Below are 19,206 nucleotides of genomic sequence, written 5' to 3'. Positions count from 1 at the left end.
CGCATCACAGGAGTACTTCATGACCCAATTCAAGGACAAGGTGGCGATCGTCACCGGTGGCGGCCGTGACATCGGCCGCGAGATCTCGCTCAAGCTGGCCGCGGCCGGTGCCAAGGTCTGCATCAACTACGCCAACGACGAGGCCAGCGCGCAGGAGACCCTCAAGCAGGTTCAAGCCGCGGGCGGCACCGCAATCGTGCATCGCGCCGATGTCACCGATGCCAAGGCCGTGGCCGCGATGGTTGCTGCGACCCAGGCTGCGTTCGGCCCGCAGATCGATGTGCTGGTGAACGTCGCCGGTGGCATGGTCCAGCGCCGTCCGCTGGCCGAAATCGATGAGGCCTTCTTCCACAAGGTGATGGACCTCAACATGAGCTCGGTCTACCTGACCACGCATGCGGTGGTACCGCACATGCCCGAAGGCGGCGCGATCGTGAACTTCGCCTCGCAGGCCGGGCGCGATGGCGGTGGCCCGGGTGCGGCGATCTACGCCACCGCCAAGGCCGCCGTGATGACCTTCACCCGCGCCATGGCCAAGGAACTGGGCCCGCGCGGCATCCGGGTCAATGCGCTGTGCTGCGGCATGATCGCCACCCGCTTCCATGATGAATTCACCAAGCCGGAAGTACGCACTGCCGTGGCCGGCAATACGCCGCTGCGCCGCCAGGGCCGTCCGCAGGAAGCCGCCGATACCGCGGTGTACCTGGCCTCCGACGCCGCCGGTTTCATCACCGGTGCCAACGTCGACGTCAACGGCGGCACCTACTTCTCCTGATTGACCCGCTGACCGCCTGGGAGGGCCGCCATGCTGCGCTGGATCACTGCATTCTCTCTTGCACTCGCTACCAGCGCTGCGGCGCTGCCCGCCCAGGCCCAGGTCTGGGTGCCGGCCTGGACCGCCTCGCCGGCCCCGGACCGTCTTGATGGCACCCCCGAGGCCCCGATGCAGTTCGCGAACCAGACCGTGCGCCAGGACATGCGCCTGGCCAGTTCGGCCAGGGCGCTGCGCTTCCGCATCAGCAATGAACTCGGCCAGGCGCCGCTGCGTATCGGCAGTGCCTCGGCCCACCTCACCGGCACCGCCACCGCGGCCAGGCCGGTCACGTTCAATGGACGTGGCGATGTCGTGGTGCCGGTCGGCGCCGCCCTGCTCAGCGACCCGGTCGCGATCACCGCACCGGCGCTGGCCGACGTCTCGCTCACCGTGTACTTCCCGGATGCCACCCGCCCGGCCGTCCGGCGTACCGCGCTGCGCATTGCCGAGGGCCGCGCTGCCACGGTCGGCGATGCGGTCAAACTCGCCTACCGGCAGAACGTGGTCTCGGCCGTGCTGGCCGAACGCACCCGCAAGCCGATCGTCGTGGTGGCCCTGGGCGACTCCATCACCGAAGGCGCCACCGCCACCCGCGGCAGCAACGGCGACTGGCCCGCACTGCTGTCCGCCCGCCTGCAGCAGGCCTGCCCGGACCAGGTGGTGGTGGTCAACGCCGGCATCAGCGGCAACAAGGTGATGGACCATGGCCGCAGCCACAGCGCGCTGGCGCGGCTGGATCGCGATGTGATCGCGCTGCCGAACGTGGACCGCGTGATCCTGTTCGAAGGCATCAACGACATCCGCCACGACGGCGGCACCCCACCCGTGCCCGGCCGCAACGCCGAGGACATGGTGCTGGGCTACCGGCAGATCGCCGAACGCCTGCACAGCAACGGCATCCGCCCGATCGCCGCCACGATCACGCCGTTCGGTGGTTCGGACCGCTACGAGCCGATCGCGGCCGCCACCCGCACCACCCTCAACGCCTGGATGCGCGGTGGCCGCAGCGGCTTCGATGGTCTGATCGACTTCGACCGGATCCTGCGCGACCCGGCCAACCCGGAGAACCTGCCCGAGGCCATCACCCGCGATCACCTGCATCCCAACGATGAAGGCTACCGGCGCATGGCCGACGGCATCGATCTGGCCCTGCTCGGGTGCCCCGTACGATGACGGCCCAGAGCTTCGTCGTTGCGCCCGACAACGGCCAGCGCTGGGACGCACTGGCGCTGGGCGAAGTGATGCTGCGCTTCGATCCCGGCGAAGGCCGGATCCGCAGCGCGCGCCAGTTCACCGTGTGGGAAGGCGGCGGCGAGTACAACGTGGCACGTGGCCTGTGCAGCACGTTCGAACACCGCACCGGGGTGCTCACCGCCCTGCCGCGCAACGAGCTCGGCCTGCTCGCCCAGCAGCTGATCCAGGCCGGTGGCGTGGATGCCAGCCAGATCCTCTGGCGCGACTACGATGGCATCGGCCGCAACACCCGCATGGGCCTGAACTTCACCGAGCGTGGTTTCGGGGCGCGTGCGCCGCTTGGCATCTCCGACCGCGCGTACTCGGCGGCCTCACAGCTGCAGCCGGAGGCCTTCGACTGGGACGCGCTGTTCGGCCAGCACGGCGTGCGCTGGCTGCATACCGGTGGGATCTTCGCCGCCCTGTCCGAGCACAGCGCGGCGACGGCGATTGCGGCGGTGCGTGCTGCGCGCCGGCACGGCGTGGCGGTCTCCTACGATCTCAACTACCGCGCCAGCCTCTGGAACAGCCATCCGGACCCGGAGGCCGCGCGGCACACCAACTGCGCCATCGCCGCCGAATGCGATCTGCTGATCGGCGATGAGTATTCGTTCGCCGCATGCCTGGGCATGGACCTGAGCGATCTCGGTCGCCGCCACACGCCGATGGATGTCGGTCCGGCCGAGGCAGCCGCCGTGCGCGCGATGACGCAGTTCCCGGCGCTGCAGGCGGTCGCGTTCACGCTGCGCGACGCCGCCAACGCCGCCCGCCACGGCTGGGCCGGCGCGCTGCGCACCCGGTCGCAACTGTATGTCTCCGCCGCACGCGAAGTAGACCTGCTGGACCGGGTCGGCGGTGGCGACGCCTTCGTGGCCGGTGTGGTGCATGCCCTGCTCGGCGGCAAGGGCGAGCAGGCAGCGGTGGACCTGGGCGCCGCGCATGGCGCGCTGGCGATGTCCACGCCGGGCGATTGCGCTGTCACCAGCCTGGCGGAAGTGGAGGCCGTGGCGCGCGGCGATGGGGCGGCGGCGCGGCGCTGAGCGCCGCCACGGTGCAGCTCAGTTCGCGATCGAGAGGTGTTCCAGGGCCTTCCGCGCAGAAAGCGTCAGCGGCGCCGGCAGCGCATCCGTCATGAACCAGCCCAGCCCGAGCAACGCCTCGGGCTCTTTCACCGATGCGACGGTCGCGTCGAGCGCACGCACCAGATACACCGGGGCCACCCAATGCTGCCCCAATGCCGGCTCGAAGTGGTCGACCACGCACAGCAAACGCGTCACTGCGACGCGCAGCCCGGTTTCCTCCTGCACCTCGCGCACCACGGCATCTTCGACCTTCTCCATCCAATCGACCTTGCCGCCGGGCAGGCCCCAGTGGCCCTGTTCGGGCTGACGCCCGCGCTGGACCAGCAGGAGCGCGCCATCGGCGCGCTGGATGACGGCGCCGCAGCCGAGGCGGGGGTGCTGCAGATCAGAGGACGGGGGCATCGGGCATCTCCATGGCGGTGCTTCATTATCCCTCGGGCCCCGTGCCTGGATCGCGCCCACGAAAAAGGCCCGGCAATGCCGGGCCTTTCCTGCCACGCCGGTCAGGCGCGTGGCGATGCGGTCACGCTGGGATTACCAGCTGAAGCGCGGGCCGACCGACCATTCCTTGTCACCATGGCGATCCATCTTGATGTCGCCGTTGATGCCCCAGTTCTGGTTCAACTTCACCTGGCCACCCAGGCGGCCGTAGAACTGGCCATCCGGATTGACGCCGTGCTTCTTGCTGTAATCCTCGTAGCCAGCCATGGCATAGACTTCGGCATGCTGGCCAAAGGCGGTACGGATACCGGCTTCAGCGCTGTAGCCGTTGAAGTCCTGGCCTTCCTTCGGGTCGAACTTGTTGTAGGCGACGCGGCCCACGAAGTCGGTGCTGTTGCCGATTTCCTGGTTGTAGCCAACGCCCACGCGCCACTGGTCGATCTTGAAGTCGCCGATGTCGGTCTTCTGCTGGTTGTACTCACCGAAGGCGTGGAAGTTCGGGTGGAAGGCGTAGGAACCCTTCACGCCCCAACCATCGGCCTTGCCGCCATCTGCGTCGGTCTTGACGTAGTCGGCTTCAGCATAGTTGTAGGACAGGCCTTCAGCCGCCGAAGCGGTGAACGGGAGGGCGGCGGCCAGGGCCAGAGCAATCAACGAAGTCTTCATGGGGGTACACCTTTATGTCTTGGACTACTTGCACCCGGCATGGAGGCCGGACTGCATCGGGAATGTAAATTCTCCGTTATTCGACACAACCCGCCCTGAAGTTGACCGCGTCCACAAAAGTGAATTTTGGGGCGGCGTTCAGACGCGCTCTGGCATACGCGCGTGAGTTTTTCCAGGCGAGGACGGCGTGAGCGCCCGTTGCCGCGGGGATCACGCGGGGGCGTCATGCAAAGGGGAAGGCGCGCCGCGCAGGTGAACGGGGCCGGAAAGGATTCTGGTCACGACGGTGCCCTTTCGGGGCGTCACGCGCTGGGGAAGCCGCTCTTGGGGAGTTATCGGCTAACGCGTCCATCCTCCTGGATGCACCGAGGTCCGTGCCGTGGGCGTTGGACCGCAGGGCGCCGTGGGGCGTCCTGCCCGGCAAGGCCATCATGAGCTGAATGCGTCAGCTGGACTATCAGGATGTTCCCCTCAATGACTCAGACTTTTCTGACATTTGTCCCAAAGGCAGCCCGAAAGGACGTATCGGATGCTGAATTTGTTCACGCCATGACCCGTCTGGACAACTTCACTGGCCGCAAAGGCCAGCGGGCGCAGTGTCGAGATTCCGTCCCCCGGTTCGTCGTATGTCTTGAAGACGCCCATCCCGGCGCGTCATCTGGAGCTCTGCCATGGCCTACATCGATGGTTTTGTACTTGCCGTGCCGACCGCGAACAAAGCGAAATTCCTGGAACACGCGCACATGGGCGATGCGATCTGCATCGAGCATGGCGCGCTGCGCGTGGTGGAGTGCTGGGGCGACGATGTCCCGCATGGCAAGCAGACCGACTTCCATCGCGCGGTGGCGGCCAAGGACGATGAAGCCGTGCTGTTCTCGTGGATCGAATGGCCGGACAAAGCCACCCGCGATGCCGGTATGCAGAAGATGATGGAGGACCCGCGGATGAACCCGGAGAACAATCCGATGCCGTTCGACGGCAAGCGGATGATCTACGGTGGCTTCGTGCCGGTGGTGGAACTGACACAGTAAGCGGGGGCCCCGAGGGGCGCACACGCTGCCGCAGCGCCGCTTGAGTGCGCGCTGGAGCACCGGCATGCTCGGTGCTCCAGGCTGGCAGGAGCGCGCGCCATGATGACGATGCCGCCTGCCGGGCGACCGTCATCAGGGAGCGATACGCATGGCCGCACCACGTTCGGGGATGTTTCACTGTCTGCTCTTTCTCGGCGTGGCGGTCACCGCGATCACCAGCCCACCGGCCGGGGCCGAGGCGCCGGGCCTGGTGCAGTACCAGCGCGCCGAGCGCGTGCTCGACCAGCAGCTGCGCGGCAAGGTCCGCAATGCCAGCGTCGCGCCGCGCTGGCTGCAGGACGGCCGCTTCTGGTATGCCCGCCAGGAGGACGATGGCCGCACCGGCTACGTGTTGGTCGATCCGGTGGGCTCCACGCGCGCGGCGCTGTTTGACGACGACGTGATGCGTACGGCGCTGCAGGCTGCCGGGGTCGCTGATCCGGGCAACGTCATGCAGCAGGTGGACCGCGTCGCCAGCGGCGACGATGGACTACGGATTACCTTGCGCGTGGACGCACAGCGGGTGGCGGCATGCACGCTGCCGATGCCGTGCAAGGTGCAGTTATCGCCTGCCGCCGATCCGCGCGACCTGCCTGCGCCTGACGGTCGGCACAGCGTGCGGGTCGAGCAGGACAATCTGTGGCTGCGGCGCGGCGCCGACGGCGAACGACGGGCGCTCACTCTTGATGGTGAGCCTTCGTACGGCTATGGGGTACTGCCCGATTTTGCATTGCGCGGCATTCCGCGCCGGGAAGGCCGGATGCAGATACCACCGTTCGCGGTGACCTGGTCTCCGGACAGCCAGCGCCTGTTCGGCGTGCGCTACGACGAACGCCGCGTCCTGCCCTATCCCTACCTGGCCACCGCGCCGGCCACCGGCTTCCGCCCGGTCGTGCACGAAGTACGGCTGGGCCTGCTGGGCGACGTCGAGCAGGTCCGCGATGCGTGGTTCGTCAGCGAGGTGGATGGCGCCACACGCAGCATCCCCGTTCCCGCGGGCTGGCATGCATTGACCGAAGCCGGCGTGCTGGGCTGGTCGGCCGATGCCGGCAAGGTCTATACGGCGATCGCGCGCTATGACCACCCTGCACGGCTGCGTCTGGTCGAGGTGGATGTCAGTACCGGCAGCGTGCGCACCGTGCAGGAGGAGCGCAGCAATACCCGCGTGCAGCTCAACAGCTATCCCTACAACCGGCCGGCGGTGCACGTCCTGCAGCACGACGACGGCATCGTCTGGTTCTCGCAGCGCGATGGGTGGGGCCATCTGTACCTGGTCGATCGACGCGATGGACGTGTGGTCCGCCAGCTCACCAAGGGCGCATGGCTGGTGCGCGATGTGGTCGGCGTCGATGAGGTGCGTCGCCAGGTGCTGTTCACTGCGGGCGGGCGCGAGCCGGGTGATCCGTATCAACGACGCCTGTACCGCGTGTCGCTGGATGGTGGGGCGCCGGTCCTTCTCACACCTGAAGCGGCCGATCATGCGATCGATGGCGGAACCGGTGTGCTCATGGGCGGGCGTCCCTCCCACCTGTTGTCGCCCTCGGCGGCGTACGTGGTCGATGGCTACTCGCGGGTGGACCAGCCGCCAGTCAGCGTGCTGCGCTCAACGGCCGATGGCCGGGTCGTGCTGGAACTGGAGCGCGGCGACGACCGCGCCGTGCGCGCCGCCGGCTGGACGCCACCGCAGCGGGTGAGTGTCCTGGCCGCCGATGGACGCACCGAACTGCAGGCCACGGTCTATCTGCCGCCTGGTTACCGCGAGGACGGACGGCATCCGGTCATCGATGCCATGTACGGCGGACCGCACATCACCAATACCCCGGTGGGCTTCGTCGACGCCACCGCGACGATGAACCCCGTCGCGCGCTCCAGCCTGGCCCAGCTCGGCTTCGTGGTGGTGAGCATCGATGCGCGTGGCACACCCGGACGTTCCAAGGCTTTCCACGATGCCAGCTTCCTGAGCGCGGCCGATCTGCAGCTGGACGATCACGTCGCGGCGATCGGCGCGCTTGCCGTACGTTATCCGGGCATGGACCTGACGCGGGTCGGCATCTATGGGCATTCCTTCGGCGGCTACAGTGCGGCGCGTGCGCTGCTGCGTCATCCGACCTTCTACAAAGTCGGCGTGGCTTCGGCCGGCAGCCACAGCTTCCAGGGCATGTACGGCGGCGCGATCCACGGCATGGACCGCCTGGTCGGCGGCCAGCCGGTCTATGCAGACGGCACCGCCGTGCGCCCAGCACCGGATGCAGTGCCAGCGCTGTTCCAGCCGCTGGCCAACGATGCACTGGCCGATCGCCTGCAGGGTCGGCTGATGCTGGTCTACGGCGACCTGGATGAGAACGCGATGCCGGCGCTGACCCTGCAGTTGGCGCGCGCCCTCACGCTGGCCAACAAGGACTACGACCTGCTCTACCTGCCCAACCAGGACCACGAACTCTTCCGCAACGACGATTACTACATGCGCCGGATGTGGGATTACTTCGTCACGCATCTGATGGGCGCGACGCCACCGCCCTACCGGATCGGGGCGGCCGCCTCGCCGTGAGGTGACGCGCCTCGCTCAGCGATGGGTATCGGCGGCATCCTCCGCTCCGCCCCCCATGCCAGCACCGCCCATTCCTCCCATGCCACCCCCGCCTCCACCGCCCATCCCTCCGCCTCCGCCCCCTTTTCCACCGCCCTTGTCACCCGCATCGCCCTTGCCCTTCGCACCGGCCGAGGGCCTTGCGGGACCCTGGCGCGGAATGGTGACCGAGGCCGGGATCGGATCCAGATCCAGCGCCTGACGAATGAAGTCGCGCAGCGACACCACCAGCTCGGCCGTGGGAACAAGGCGACCCTGGGCCATCTCGTTGGCGGCGTGGGCGGCCAGGCGCACCTGCTCGTCGGTGCCCAGCAGGACGATGTCCGACAGGGCCGCTTCCACCGCATCACGGATCCGCCGCGCACGCTCGCCACCGTTCTCGGCCTCCGCCGGCAGGTGCAGCGCATCGCCGGCTTCGCTGCCGTCGGGCAGCGCGCGGAAATCCCGGCGATGGCGAGGATCGACATCGAGCGTGCCGGTGAACGAACCACCCAGGACCTTGTAAGCCGCGATCAGCGTGCGCAGTCGTTCGTTGATCTGCCGGTTCTCGCGCTCGCGGCGCTGCTGCATGGTCTGCATGACCAGCAGCCGGATGCCGACACCGATCAGGGTGATGACCGCCAGGCCGACCAGGGTCGAGAGCATGTCCTGCCAGGAGCTGAAATCGAGTCCGCGCATTGGAATGCTTCCAGAAGCCAACGGCCAGATTAGCAAGAGCGTGTGCGCGGCATCGTCAAGGCGGCGCCATGCTCAACCTGTGCAGTACTGCTCCAGCTGTACGATCCGGGCCTGATAGGCGTCTTCCAGGCAGGCCGCATCGCTGCACTGGTTGCGTCGATGCTGCAGCCACTGCCGCTGATCGGTGCGCAATGCGACCCGGTCACCCCCACATGCAGGTGCATCGGCATAGGCGCGCGCCATGCGAACGTCCAGCGCTGCCAGGATGGGGTGCGTGCATAGCAGGTGTTCGGCAGGATGGCTCGCCCGCGCGCAGTCGAAGCTGGGCCGCGCCGCGGCTTCGTCAGCCTCCCGGGCCATGCGTGCCATCATGCCGGCGTAGCCGCCTTCATCTGCAGGCTCGGCCTGTACTGCGATCCGCTCGACGGCAGCGGGCCCACGCTGCGGATCACTGGACACTGTGGATTCCGAGCCCAGGTCGAAGCCATCGATCGTCGCCGCCATCGGAGTCGCTTCGGAGTCGGGATCGACGTCGCTCAGCTCTGGCACGCTGACCTCCCTGGGGAGGCCATCGGCCGCAGCCACGTTACGTCGCCGCTTCTCGTTTTCGGCAGCCACAGCAGCAAGTTCCGAAAGTTCGTTGGGCGTCACCAGGAACTGGCCCGCCGCCAGGCCGTAGGTGACTTCGATATTGTTCATCACAATACGCCGCCACCACCCGGGGCGATCCTGTTCATTGCGGTCTATCACACGCTGCAGTGCCTGCCGGGCAGCCGCATAGGCCTGCGGATCCTGCTCGGGAATCTGTGCGTAGGCATCTTCCAGGCGATCAAGCATCAACTGCGTGGCAGCGACGTTGTACTTGACGCGCATGGCAACGCACTTTGTCGTCGCCCCCGCACCGAAACACTCGGATCGGAACTCCATCGCCAGCATGTCCAGGCGAATCGCCCGACCCTGCTGGCAACCAGCAAGCACGACTACCAGCACAACCAACAGAATTTTCTTCAATGCGTTTCCCCTGATGCGTCCAATGCTTGATGACCTGCGACAGCCGCCATTCCGCAGACATACTCCTCCATGCGCGGGCGATAATGCGAGATCAGGCCGAATACGTCACGTCAGGAGTTTCCCTACAAACTCCATGCGCAGGCGTTTGTTCCCTGCCGTTGACTTTAGGATATCCTTGCCCGCGAAAGGATACAGGGGGACGGCGTGGCCGCCGGAGCAGAACGAGGTGCCCATTGGCACCTGGATAATGAGTCGTGGGTGCAGGATGGAACCGGATTTTCTCTGGTCGCCATCGGCACTGCCGTGCCTCCACCTACACTGAGCGATCTGGACTATCTGTCTGGCGCGTATCGCATGCCCGATGGTGGTTATCTGCCGGGCAGCTTCCTGTTTTCTCCCTTTACCGGCCAACGGCTTGCGCGGCGCCCGGTGCAGCAGTGGCGGACCCCGTTTGGCGGGGATGACGGCGGACGCAGTTGCACCGCCGCCGTGACGGCCCCGCTACCCTCAACGCTTCAAGCGTTGTTCGATCAGCTGCAGCGAAGCGGCCAGTCAATGCAGGACGCCGCCGAGGTGATCAAGTCACCGCAGCCGAGTGGTCTGTTCTTCTTCACCAGCCGCGCTGGTGGGCATCGCGATGGGTTGTTCGCGGCGAGCCGTTCCGGCCAGCTTTCGCTGTGGCAGAACGGTCACCGCCATTGGGTGACGCTGGCACCCCGCGGTGTCTCACTCGGCCGCAGCCATCTTGAAACATGGGCGAATGCGACATTGACGCTGCCGCGCGACGATGGCCATCAGATGATCCTGGCGACCGACGCAGGTGCCGATTGCGTCAGCGTCGATGCGATGACGTTGAGCTACCAGATCGATCGCGCTGTCGGCCGCACCTTGGGTGCCCCCGGCCTGCTGGACGATATCGCCCTCGTGCCACAGGAACATGAGGGCCGATGGGGCCTTGCGATCCGTCGGCCCGGTGAAGCGTGGCAGCAGCAGCTGCTGATGCTGGACGCGCCCCTGCAGGTGCTTTCGGCGCCGATCAGCGATCCGGCGCACCGGAGCTTGTTCTGGATCGGCCCGCAGGGAGTGCTGAGCGTGCGTCTGGACGGCCAGGGCGACGCTTCCGCCCGCTGGCAGAGCTGGCCCGAGGGCTACCAGGCCAACCCGGTTCTGGGGCCTCCGTATCGCGATGGCGAAGGCTTCTGGCAGCTGCTGTACGACACCCGGGACAAAAAATGGATCGTCATCCGGCTGGACGCCGCCCTGCCCGAGCAGCGCGCCGCGCCGCGCGGATCCACCAGCACCGGCCGTACCAGTTTTCAGTTCAACGTGCGCCTGGAGCGCCCGTGGGACGAGTTCGATCATGACCTGTATACGGTGAGCCATGTGGTCTATGCGTTTCTGGACGTCGTCGAACCGCAGCTGATGCTGTCGCTCCACGCCCCGCTTCCGCAGCAGCGCAGCCTGCTGTCATTCTTCGAGAGCCAGGCCACCGTGCATGCGACATTCTGCCTGGAGCAGATTGGTGGTCGCGCACACACCTATGCCATGGACACGCCCTCACCCTGGAACGCGCAGTGGTTCGTTCACGATGACGCGCTGTGGCTGTGGGTGGACGCGCGCGGCACCCTGCTGCGTTGGAGCCTGCCGCAATGACCGGGTCCGTGTTGAAGCATCTGCTGGGCGTCGCGGTGGTGCTGGTCAGTAGCGTCGTTACGACTGTCGGGGCGGCCGAGCTGCGGCAGGCGGTCCTGGTGCAGAACTCCGGCTGGATGGAGCCGTTCTACGTCGATGCCGACTCCCCTTTCAAGCCGCTTGTTGCGCAGCTGGCCCAGGCGGCGGCTGGCCACGGAGAGGTCGTGGTGGGCGCGTTCAACCAGTCCGATGCTACCCACCCCTCGCCGGAGTGGGTGTATCGCGGACCGGGCAACCACCCGGGGCTCGCCCAGGCGATGACGCGCCTGCAGATGGCGCACAAAGGTAGCGGCGCACTGGCCGACACCGACTTCAAGGAAGCGCTGCTCGGTGCGATCGAGGTGGGCCTGGAAGGCCGCCCGGGCATCATCTGGATCGTCACCAACAACAAGAACAGCCCCAACAACAGTACCGAGGTCGTGGCTCGCAATCGCGAGTTCTACGAGCTGCTGCATGGTGAGGATGTCATCAGCCGGATCGCTGCGTTTCCGCTGAAGATGCCGGTACAGGGCAAGCATTACCGCGCCAACGGTTTGATGCTGTACGCGTTGGCCTACGGCGAACCGGCCTCGGCCGCGCTGGACGCGATACTCGCGCAACCAGCCCTGACCGCACTGCTTCCCGAGGGACATGTGCGCCTGAAGCCACTGAACGAAGCGGCCGTGCGCTTCAGCCCGACGGGTGTGAAAGATTCGCCGGGCATCGCCGCTGGCCTCGCCCCCGACGGCCACACCCTCGTGCTGTCGTTCGACGCCAGCACGCAGGTGCGCACTGCACAGGTGCAGGGCCGGTTCGAGAATCTGTTCAATCCCTACCGTATCGTCAGCGCTGACACGTCATTGGTGACGCCGCCAGCCATCGGCCTGCAGGGCGAGATGTCCACGCACTCGCTGCAGGCGCTGGATCCAGGCAAACAGAGTGATCCGCTGACCCTGCGCCTGTCGCTGCCCCCCCTGCCGTCGCAGTGGTCGCGTGAGGTGTTGCTACGCAGCGGCTATGAACGGCGCGGGGCGATCGATATCCACCTGGATAACCAGCAGCTGGAAGTATCGCCGCAGTTCCGCGCGCACATGGCCGACCTCTTCCCGGGGGATGCGCTGCCGGAGGTCTTCCTTCCTCCGGTCACGGCCAATGCCTCGGTCACACGGGTCCCGCTGCTGCTTCGGGTGCAGTACCCGGTGTGGCCTGCCGTGGTGGTCTATGGCGGCGGCCTGCTCGCCCTGATCGGGGCGTTGCTGTTTCTCGTGCTGGTGACCGGCGCGCGCAAAGCAACGGTCTGGATCGACGATCAACCCCAGCACCTGCGGCTCAAACCGTTCACCACTACCGAGGTGCGCGATGCCAACGGCACGCATGTTGCCACGGTCCGTCGCGGCGCGTTCAAGCCTCGCGTGAGCTGGGCCCAACCTGATACATCCATCCGCATCAACTAAACGATTCACCGCCAAGGACAGAGCATGAGCCAGAAGAGTTCCCTCCCAGCGCCAGTGACCGACCAGCCGGCCACCGCCACGCCGTCCGAACAGACCGCACCGGCGACGACCGCGGGAACGCAGCAGCCGACTGCGACCTTCACCGGCGACTGGGACATCCAGGTCGGCGAGCAGACCAGCAGCCGCGATGCGCTGATTGGTGGTGTGGTGCTGCTGGTGCTGGCCGTGGTGTTCTTCGTGGTGAAGAACGCCTATGCCAACTGGCGGGTCAAGGAGCGCGTCGCGCCGAGTCGTGCCAATGCGTCGGGCTGGTTCCTGTTCATCGGTCTGATGGCGGTCGCCACGGTGACCGTGCTGGCCTTCGTCAACGCCGGGCGGTTCCTGGCGCCGTTGTATCTGGTGCCGATGAGCGCCTTGGCCGGCGTGTCGTTGATCGCCTGGCTCGCCACCTTCTCCGCCAAGCGTTGATCCAGGGGTCCGCCGCATGAACGATGCCACCGAAAGTACCTCCCTGCCCGGTCAGCCGCCGCAGGTAACCGAGAAGATCCGTCCGACGCTGTTCATCGCCCTCGGCGGCACCGGCATGAAGGTCAACATCCGTCTGCGCCGCCGCATTCTCAATGCGATCTGGGGCGGCAACGCGAAGGTCGAGAACGTCGCCGACTTCCCGGTGGCACAGTTCATCAACTTCGATCTGGATGCCGGTGAGGTCACCCAGGACGGCAAGTCGGTCAAGACCGACGTACTGGCCGAGCAGGTCGCCTTCACTCCAGAAGAGAAGATCATCGAGCGGCTGGACCTCAACAAGTACACCCAGTCCGACGACGAGCTGCGGCGTCATCGGGAAGTAGCTGAGTGGTTCCCGCTCACGCCCGAGCGCATCCGCCTGCTGGGCGTGGATCCAAGCAAAGGCGCAGGCCAGATCCGTGCGCTGTCCCGCCTGTACTTCTTCGACAAGTATCCGGTGATCCGGGACAAGCTGCGCGACAAGATCGAGACGCTGCTGAGCAACATCGGCGCGCGTGCGGACAAGCTCAAGAAGCTGGGACTGGAAGTGGAGCCGGGCAAGGTGCGGGTGGTCATCACCGGTTCGGCGGCCGGCGGCACGGGCTCCGGCTCGTTCCTGGACATGGGCTACCTGGCCAAGGCGATCCTCAAGGAGAAGAATGTCGAGGGCAAGGTCGACCTGTACATGGTCCTTCCCGGCGGCTTCATCACCACCACCAACCCCGACCGCATCCAGGCCAACGGTTACGCCGCGTTGATGGAGCTTGAGACTGCACTGCGCGGCAATGTCCTGGTCAAGCATTGGGATGCCTCGGACAACCTGCACATCGACAGTCGCCCGTACGACGATGTGTACATCGTCGACAACACCAACGTGGCGATGGCCAAGACCAGTGAACAGGAAGACATCTACGAGATGCTCTCGGATGTCTTCTTCACCGACTTCACCTCCCAGGACTTCGCCAACCGCAAGCGCTCTGTGGCCGTCAACCAGAACCAGCACAAGATCCGCGCCTATTCGGTTCCGCTGCCGCAGGACTATGGTGACGATACGGAACTGCGTTTCACCGCGAGCTACTCCGGCGTCGGCCAGGCCGTGCTTGATACCCAGGTGGAAGCGCGCCAGAACGTACGCATGAACCGCCAGGTGCAGGCGATGCTCAAGGCGTTCTTCGGCATCGCCAATATCCAGGCCCCGGGCAACCGCCCCACTGATAAAGAACGCGATGATTTCCTGCGTGAGCAGCTGGCGATCGTGCCACGCACCTTTACGGATATTCCGCAGTTCCTCTCCCGCGGCGATCTTGCCACGCTCAACGGTGAGTTCACGCACTACCAGGTCGCTGATGATCTGTTGAAAGTGACCGGCGACGCCAGCATCGGTGCGCAGATCGAACAGAAAGTCGAGAATGCCTTCCAGCAGCTGATGCACGGCAGCGCTGACCGCGACCAATGGCCGCTGCACGTCCAGGATGTGATCAAGCAGCTTGAGCGCGATACCAAGGGCAACCGGGTGGACAGCGCCGACCGCAACCACGAAGTCCGCATCAAGGAGAATCGCCAGCGGGTGTTGCTGTCGATTACCGATGAGGCTGAACTGCCGGCGCAGATCTTCCGGCGCCTGGACGATGACGAGCGCGGTGGCCTGGACTACACGCTGGCCTTGGTGGAAATGATCAAGGACCGGCTCGAGAACGAAGGTACCGGCATCGTTCCTGCGCTGGAACGCAATGCGCAGCGATTCGCCGAGATTTCCGAGAGGCTGCAGAACGCCGAGCTTGCGCGCGAGTTCGAACGCCTCAAGGAGACCACCGGCAAGGGTCTGCTTGCGCGGATCAGCGGCAAGGACAAGCAGGCCGAGACCGTACTGGCGCAGATCAAGGAAACGATCCGCGACAGCCTGCTGTTCTACGTGCGCTCGGTCGCTTCGCGCGAAGCCGCCAACCTGCTGCGCGACGTCTCGGGCTGGCTCGGCGTCAAGGAAGCTGTCGATGCCCACGGTCGCCCGCTTTGGAGTGGTTTCGTCGGGCGCCTGCAGGACGGTCGCCAGTCGGTTGAGTCCCTGCTGCTGCACGTCGAGCGTGACATCGGCAAGATCGAGGCGGCCATCGCCGAGAAGCATGCGACCCTGATCGCGCTCAAGGCACCGCAGGACGAAGAGCAGCCGGCAATCGATCCGGCCGAGTTCAGGCAATGGGCCAAGGAAGCATTCAAGGACTTCGGTGGCTCCCAGACGCTGTTCCAGAAGCTGCTCAGCGACGACGGCGCGCAGGAAGTGTTGGGCAAGCTGCGCAACAAGGCCGTGGCACAGCTGCCCCAGGTCGATGCCCGAACCCAGACCGATCCGCTGATGCAGGCGCTGGCCGCGCTTACGCCCGAGCAGCTGCGCGAGACGTTCCGCCTGCTGCTTCAGCGTGCGATGCCATGGGTGCCGCTGAACCTCAACGGTGGATTTGATATCTCCAAGGACCGCTACACCTGCCTGGTCGGCGTAAAGGATGCGCGCCTGTTCCGGCGCCAGTACGGCGCGATGCTGGAGCAGGCCGTACCGCAGGGCACCGGCATGACCGCCAGCCAGATCGACTTCGTCGAATCCGGCATTCCGGGCAAGCTGATCTGCTTCACCGAGTTGTCTGGCTTCCCGGTTCCGGCACTCACGCCACTGCCGACCTATCAGGCGGCTTACCGCAAAGAGGCGGCCCGTATTCCGCTGCACATCCACAAGCGGGTCAGCCAGTTCGTGCAGCCCATCCAGTTCACTCAGGGCCAGTACCGGCAGTTCGCTGAGGATTTCAGGATATACCTGCATGCCCTCGGCCTGGGGGTGCTCAAGCGTCGTGCCGATGGCAAGTATGAGATCACGCTGGAAGGCGACGGGTTCAGCATCGGCGATGAATTCTCCGTGCGGCAGAGTGGCCTGGACGGGAATGACAAACGCAACATCGAAGAACAGCTGCGCCAGCGCTCGGCCAACGTGCGCGACCCGCTGCAGCTGGCTGTGCTGGCCCAGCTGTTCCGGCATTACGCCACCGTGGCATACAAGCCGATCAAGCAGGAGGACCAGCAGGGTCGCGAAAGCTTGAAGAAGCGCTTCCCCTACAAGCTGAGTGAGATGTTGGCCACCGACTATCGGCAGAAGCTGGTGCAGGCCGCCGGTGACGAAGCCGACCGGATCGAAGAGCGCGCCCGTGCATTGTTCGACGCCTGGACGCAGCCGGTCACCGGCTCTTCGGCCGATGTCTATGCTGACGAGGTCGCCACCGACCGGGGCGAGAAGCGACAGGTAAGTGATGCCTTCGCCCAGATGCTTGGCGTTACGTCCATTGCGGGCACGAGCGCGGCGAGGCTTGCCCCGGGCGCGGTACCACCGCCTCCGCCGCAGGGCAGCCTGCCCGGGGCACCCCCGCCACCGCCGCCGATGGTCGATTACAGCTACTACGTCGGCTACAACAACCAGTCGCTGGGACCATATACGGTCCAGCAGCTGCAGCAGTTCGTGGGCACCGGCAACATCAACCGCAACAGCCTGCTCTGGCGCGAAGGCATCGAGTGGAGCGCGGCCGGTGCACTGCCGGAACTGGGCCATCTGTTCACCGCCCCATCGGCCCCGCAACCGCCGGCTCCCCCGCCGCCGCCCACCGGGTACTGAGGCTGTATCGCCGTAATGACTGACGCCAGCGCCACCGCCTCGATCTGTGTCAACGACCAGTGCATGAAGCCCCTGCCCGGGCAGGTACGCTTCTGCCCGTTCTGTGGGGTATCCGCGCCCGCGGTCGTGGCGCCGCCGGTCATAGCCCCGGCGGCGGTCATGCCGCCGCCCCCGATTCCTGCGACACCCTCGCCAGCGGCGCCGACAGTGGTGGAATCCGTGCCTCCACCGGCCCCTGCAGCGCTTCCGCCTTCCGCTGCGCAACCGGCATCTGCGCCGGGACCCAAGCGCTCGACCAGGCCACCTGCGCCTCCCGCGCCGATCGCGCCTGCGCCGATCGCTCCCGGGCCGAGCCCACGACCACGCTCACGCGTGCCGCTGGTCCTGGTCTGCCTGGTCCTGGGCGGGCTGTTCTGGGCGATCTTCCTGCGCGATCGAGGTACGTCGCCAACGGTGTCTGCCGGCCGCATCGAAGCGCATCGTGCGGCTGTGGAGTCATGCCTCGCGCGGGCAGACCTGGCCTGTGCACGCGTCGCCTTGCTGGGCATGCAGCGCGATCTTCCGGGTGAAGAGAACTGGCGCGATCTGCAGGTCCGGGTGACTGCATTGGAAGCCGACCTTGCCAAGCAGGCCGAGCCCGCGCGCCCGACCCGCGCAGCGACACCGGCACCGGCTCCAGCGCCAACCGCCGCACAGGTACCCCTCCACACTGAGGTTGCCCAGGCGCCCCCCCCACCTTCGTCGATCCCGGACCGGTCTGCACAGGTGGATGCCGCATCGCGCGAGCGCGCTCCCGTGCGCTATCCGCCGGATGCAGTGCGTACCGGGGCACGCGGAACCGTTCTGCTCAGCATCGATGTTGCCGAAGATGGCACCGCGACGGCCATTTCGGTGATGCGCACCAGTCGGGTGCGGTCGCTGGACCGTGCTGCGCTGGAAGCAGCGCGTCGCTGGCGTTATCTACCGGCCATCCGGGAGGGACAGGCGAATGCAAGCACGATGCAGCTGGAGGTGAGCTTCAGCCCAGACGCGGGCACCGCCTCAGACATGGCCGACCTGCGCCAACCTGACAACAGCTACCCGCCCAAAGCGCCGACGATCTCGCTGCCACCGGCAGCGGCGCCGGAAGCAGGCCTGCTGAGCAAGGCGCGGGTTGAACTGCAGCAAGGCCGCTACGACGTCGCCGTAGCCCTGGGCGAATCGGCCCTGCAGGTCAATCCCGACTCAGCGGCTGCCCGGTCGCTCATCCGCCAAGCAAAGGCGGAGCGCGACCGTGTCATGCGCGAAACCACCATCGAATGATGCCCGCCCCACTTCACACCAGGTGTTGACCATGAAAAAGGACTATTTCGCCCCCGCCTCGCTCGGCAAGGTGCTGTTGATCGGCCTCGCTACCGCCGGCACGCTTACCGGCTGCACCACGGGCAATCAGATGACCCGATCGGACTGGGGCAAGTGCCTGAGCGCGATCGCGCTGGGCACCGGCGCCGGCGCGCTGGTCAATGGTGAGAAAGGTGCCTACGTCGGCGCTGCGGCCGGCATCGCCGCCTGCTTCGTGATCAACGCACAAAGCCGCCGCACCCGTAGCGCGGCCCAGGTGGAGTCGGACTACCGGTCGCGCTACTCGCAGCTGCCGGAGTCTGCCGAGGTCGTGCATTACCAGACCAGCCTCCCCGGCAACAGCGTACGGCGTGGTGAACCGCTGAAGATCGTCTCCAACATCGAAGCGGTCAGCGGCCGCCAGCAGCCGATCCGCGAGGTCAAGGAACAGATCCGGATTTACGAACCCGGCCAGTCCGAACCCTTCAAAACCGCCGAGAAAGTCGCCAGCGAGAGTGCAGGCAGCGGTGCGTACGAGAACACCTTCACCGTGACGTTCCCGTCCAACATGCCGCAGGGGCGCTACAGCATCCAGACCGACGTATTCGTCAATGGCGAGCGGTTGGACAAGGGCAGCAACCAGATCCAGGTGGTGTATGACGGCGAGCACCTGATGCGCGAGTTCGCCGCGATCGCGGCGCGCTGATGTTACCGGGGTGCCCTTCGGGGCGCCCTGTCTCCCCATGAGGGGATGATTACCCCGCCCACGTGTCTGGGTTGGGGATGAGCCCAGTGCATGGCTCCGACCATGCCGCTCCCGCCCTCAGGCAGGAGCAGCACGTTACGACGACTTACTTGCGCGCGCGCTTGGCCGGTGCCTTGCGGGCAACCGGCTTGGCCGCAGCACGCTTGGCCGGGGCAGCCTTGCGGGCCGGGGCCTTCTTGGCCACCGCCTTCTTGGCGGTTGCGACCTTCTTGCCGACGGTCTTCCTGGCCGCTGCGGTCTTCTTGGTCACGGCCTTC

At 66.3% G+C, this 19,206-nt stretch carries 15 protein-coding genes; 11 read left to right on the top strand and 4 right to left on the bottom strand.

Going from position 1 to position 19,206, the window contains the following annotated elements:
• The first annotated feature begins 19 nt into the window (after positions 1–19).
• From HMPREF3113_RS17720 to HMPREF3113_RS17710, 3 genes are read left to right on the top strand one after another with little or no spacing between them, the layout of a single operon-like run.
• Positions 20–775 carry an SDR family NAD(P)-dependent oxidoreductase gene (locus HMPREF3113_RS17720; RefSeq protein ID WP_070474475.1) on the top strand — a complete coding sequence of 252 codons (756 nt, stop codon included), beginning with the start codon at positions 20–22 and terminating at the stop codon, positions 773–775.
• A 30-nt stretch (positions 776–805) separates the two neighbouring features.
• A complete protein-coding gene (locus HMPREF3113_RS17715) occupies positions 806–1,987 on the top strand; it encodes a GDSL-type esterase/lipase family protein (protein ID WP_070474472.1) in 1,182 nt (393 codons plus the stop codon).
• Positions 1,984–3,087, top strand: coding sequence for a sugar kinase (locus tag HMPREF3113_RS17710; RefSeq protein ID WP_070474469.1), 1,104 nt, complete (start codon positions 1,984–1,986; stop codon positions 3,085–3,087). Before HMPREF3113_RS17715 ends, HMPREF3113_RS17710 begins: the two co-directional genes overlap by 4 nt.
• Before the next feature lie 18 nt (positions 3,088–3,105).
• On the opposite strand, the gene HMPREF3113_RS17705 is transcribed toward HMPREF3113_RS17710, so the two are convergent.
• Together HMPREF3113_RS17705 and HMPREF3113_RS17700 are read right to left on the bottom strand one after the other, a co-directional pair.
• Entirely contained in the window at positions 3,106–3,531 is a 426-nt protein-coding gene (locus HMPREF3113_RS17705) for an NUDIX domain-containing protein (RefSeq protein WP_070474466.1), read from the bottom strand.
• Positions 3,532–3,663: 132 nt separating this feature from the next.
• Positions 3,664–4,236, bottom strand: a complete 573-nt coding sequence (locus HMPREF3113_RS17700) for an OmpO family porin (RefSeq protein ID WP_019185563.1) — start codon at positions 4,234–4,236, stop codon at positions 3,664–3,666.
• 671 nt (positions 4,237–4,907) lie between these two features.
• Here HMPREF3113_RS17700 and HMPREF3113_RS17695 point away from each other — a divergent pair.
• Both HMPREF3113_RS17695 and HMPREF3113_RS17690 read left to right on the top strand, forming a co-directional pair.
• The gene (locus HMPREF3113_RS17695) at positions 4,908–5,267 is read left to right on the top strand and encodes a DUF1428 domain-containing protein (RefSeq protein WP_019185562.1); all 360 of its coding nucleotides are present in this window, start codon (positions 4,908–4,910) and stop codon (positions 5,265–5,267) included.
• 169 nt (positions 5,268–5,436) lie between these two features.
• The gene (locus tag HMPREF3113_RS17690; RefSeq protein ID WP_070474462.1) at positions 5,437–7,854 is read left to right on the top strand and encodes a S9 family peptidase; all 2,418 of its coding nucleotides are present in this window, start codon (positions 5,437–5,439) and stop codon (positions 7,852–7,854) included.
• Between the two features lie 15 nt (positions 7,855–7,869).
• Here the strand turns inward: HMPREF3113_RS17690 and HMPREF3113_RS18835 are convergent, their stop codons facing one another.
• The gene (locus HMPREF3113_RS18835; protein ID WP_070474459.1) at positions 7,870–8,571 is read right to left on the bottom strand and encodes a hypothetical protein; all 702 of its coding nucleotides are present in this window, start codon (positions 8,569–8,571) and stop codon (positions 7,870–7,872) included.
• Between the two features lie 72 nt (positions 8,572–8,643).
• Positions 8,644–9,582: a lysozyme inhibitor LprI family protein gene (locus tag HMPREF3113_RS17680; RefSeq protein WP_139146405.1), complete on the bottom strand. Its 939-nt coding sequence runs from the start codon at positions 9,580–9,582 to the stop codon at positions 8,644–8,646.
• A 204-nt stretch (positions 9,583–9,786) separates the two neighbouring features.
• Between HMPREF3113_RS17680 and HMPREF3113_RS17675 the strand changes: the two genes are divergently transcribed.
• The 6 genes from HMPREF3113_RS17675 to HMPREF3113_RS17645 all read left to right on the top strand — a co-directional run bounded on the left by HMPREF3113_RS17675 (position 9,787) and on the right by HMPREF3113_RS17645 (position 18,889).
• On the top strand, positions 9,787–11,235 hold the full coding sequence (locus HMPREF3113_RS17675) for a hypothetical protein (protein ID WP_139146404.1): 1,449 nt from the start codon (positions 9,787–9,789) through the stop codon (positions 11,233–11,235).
• Positions 11,232–12,707 carry a hypothetical protein gene (locus tag HMPREF3113_RS17670; protein ID WP_070474448.1) on the top strand — a complete coding sequence of 492 codons (1,476 nt, stop codon included), beginning with the start codon at positions 11,232–11,234 and terminating at the stop codon, positions 12,705–12,707. The genes HMPREF3113_RS17675 and HMPREF3113_RS17670 overlap by 4 nt, the downstream gene beginning before the upstream one ends.
• A 24-nt stretch (positions 12,708–12,731) precedes the next feature.
• The gene (locus HMPREF3113_RS17665) at positions 12,732–13,175 is read left to right on the top strand and encodes a hypothetical protein (protein WP_026070152.1); all 444 of its coding nucleotides are present in this window, start codon (positions 12,732–12,734) and stop codon (positions 13,173–13,175) included.
• Between the two features lie 16 nt (positions 13,176–13,191).
• Positions 13,192–16,863 (top strand): tubulin-like doman-containing protein, encoded by a 3,672-nt coding sequence (locus HMPREF3113_RS17660; protein ID WP_070474445.1) that lies wholly within the window; start codon positions 13,192–13,194, stop codon positions 16,861–16,863.
• A 372-nt stretch (positions 16,864–17,235) separates the two neighbouring features.
• Entirely contained in the window at positions 17,236–18,165 is a 930-nt protein-coding gene (locus HMPREF3113_RS17650) for an energy transducer TonB (protein ID WP_070474438.1), read from the top strand.
• A 31-nt stretch (positions 18,166–18,196) separates the two neighbouring features.
• On the top strand, positions 18,197–18,889 hold the full coding sequence (locus HMPREF3113_RS17645) for a hypothetical protein (protein WP_070474435.1): 693 nt from the start codon (positions 18,197–18,199) through the stop codon (positions 18,887–18,889).
• The last annotated feature ends 317 nt before the right edge of the window (positions 18,890–19,206 follow it).

Source organism: Stenotrophomonas sp. HMSC10F06 (genome assembly GCF_001807865.1).
Lineage (GTDB): Bacteria > Pseudomonadota > Gammaproteobacteria > Xanthomonadales > Xanthomonadaceae > Stenotrophomonas > Stenotrophomonas bentonitica_A.
This window is presented reverse-complemented; position numbering and strand designations above follow the sequence as displayed.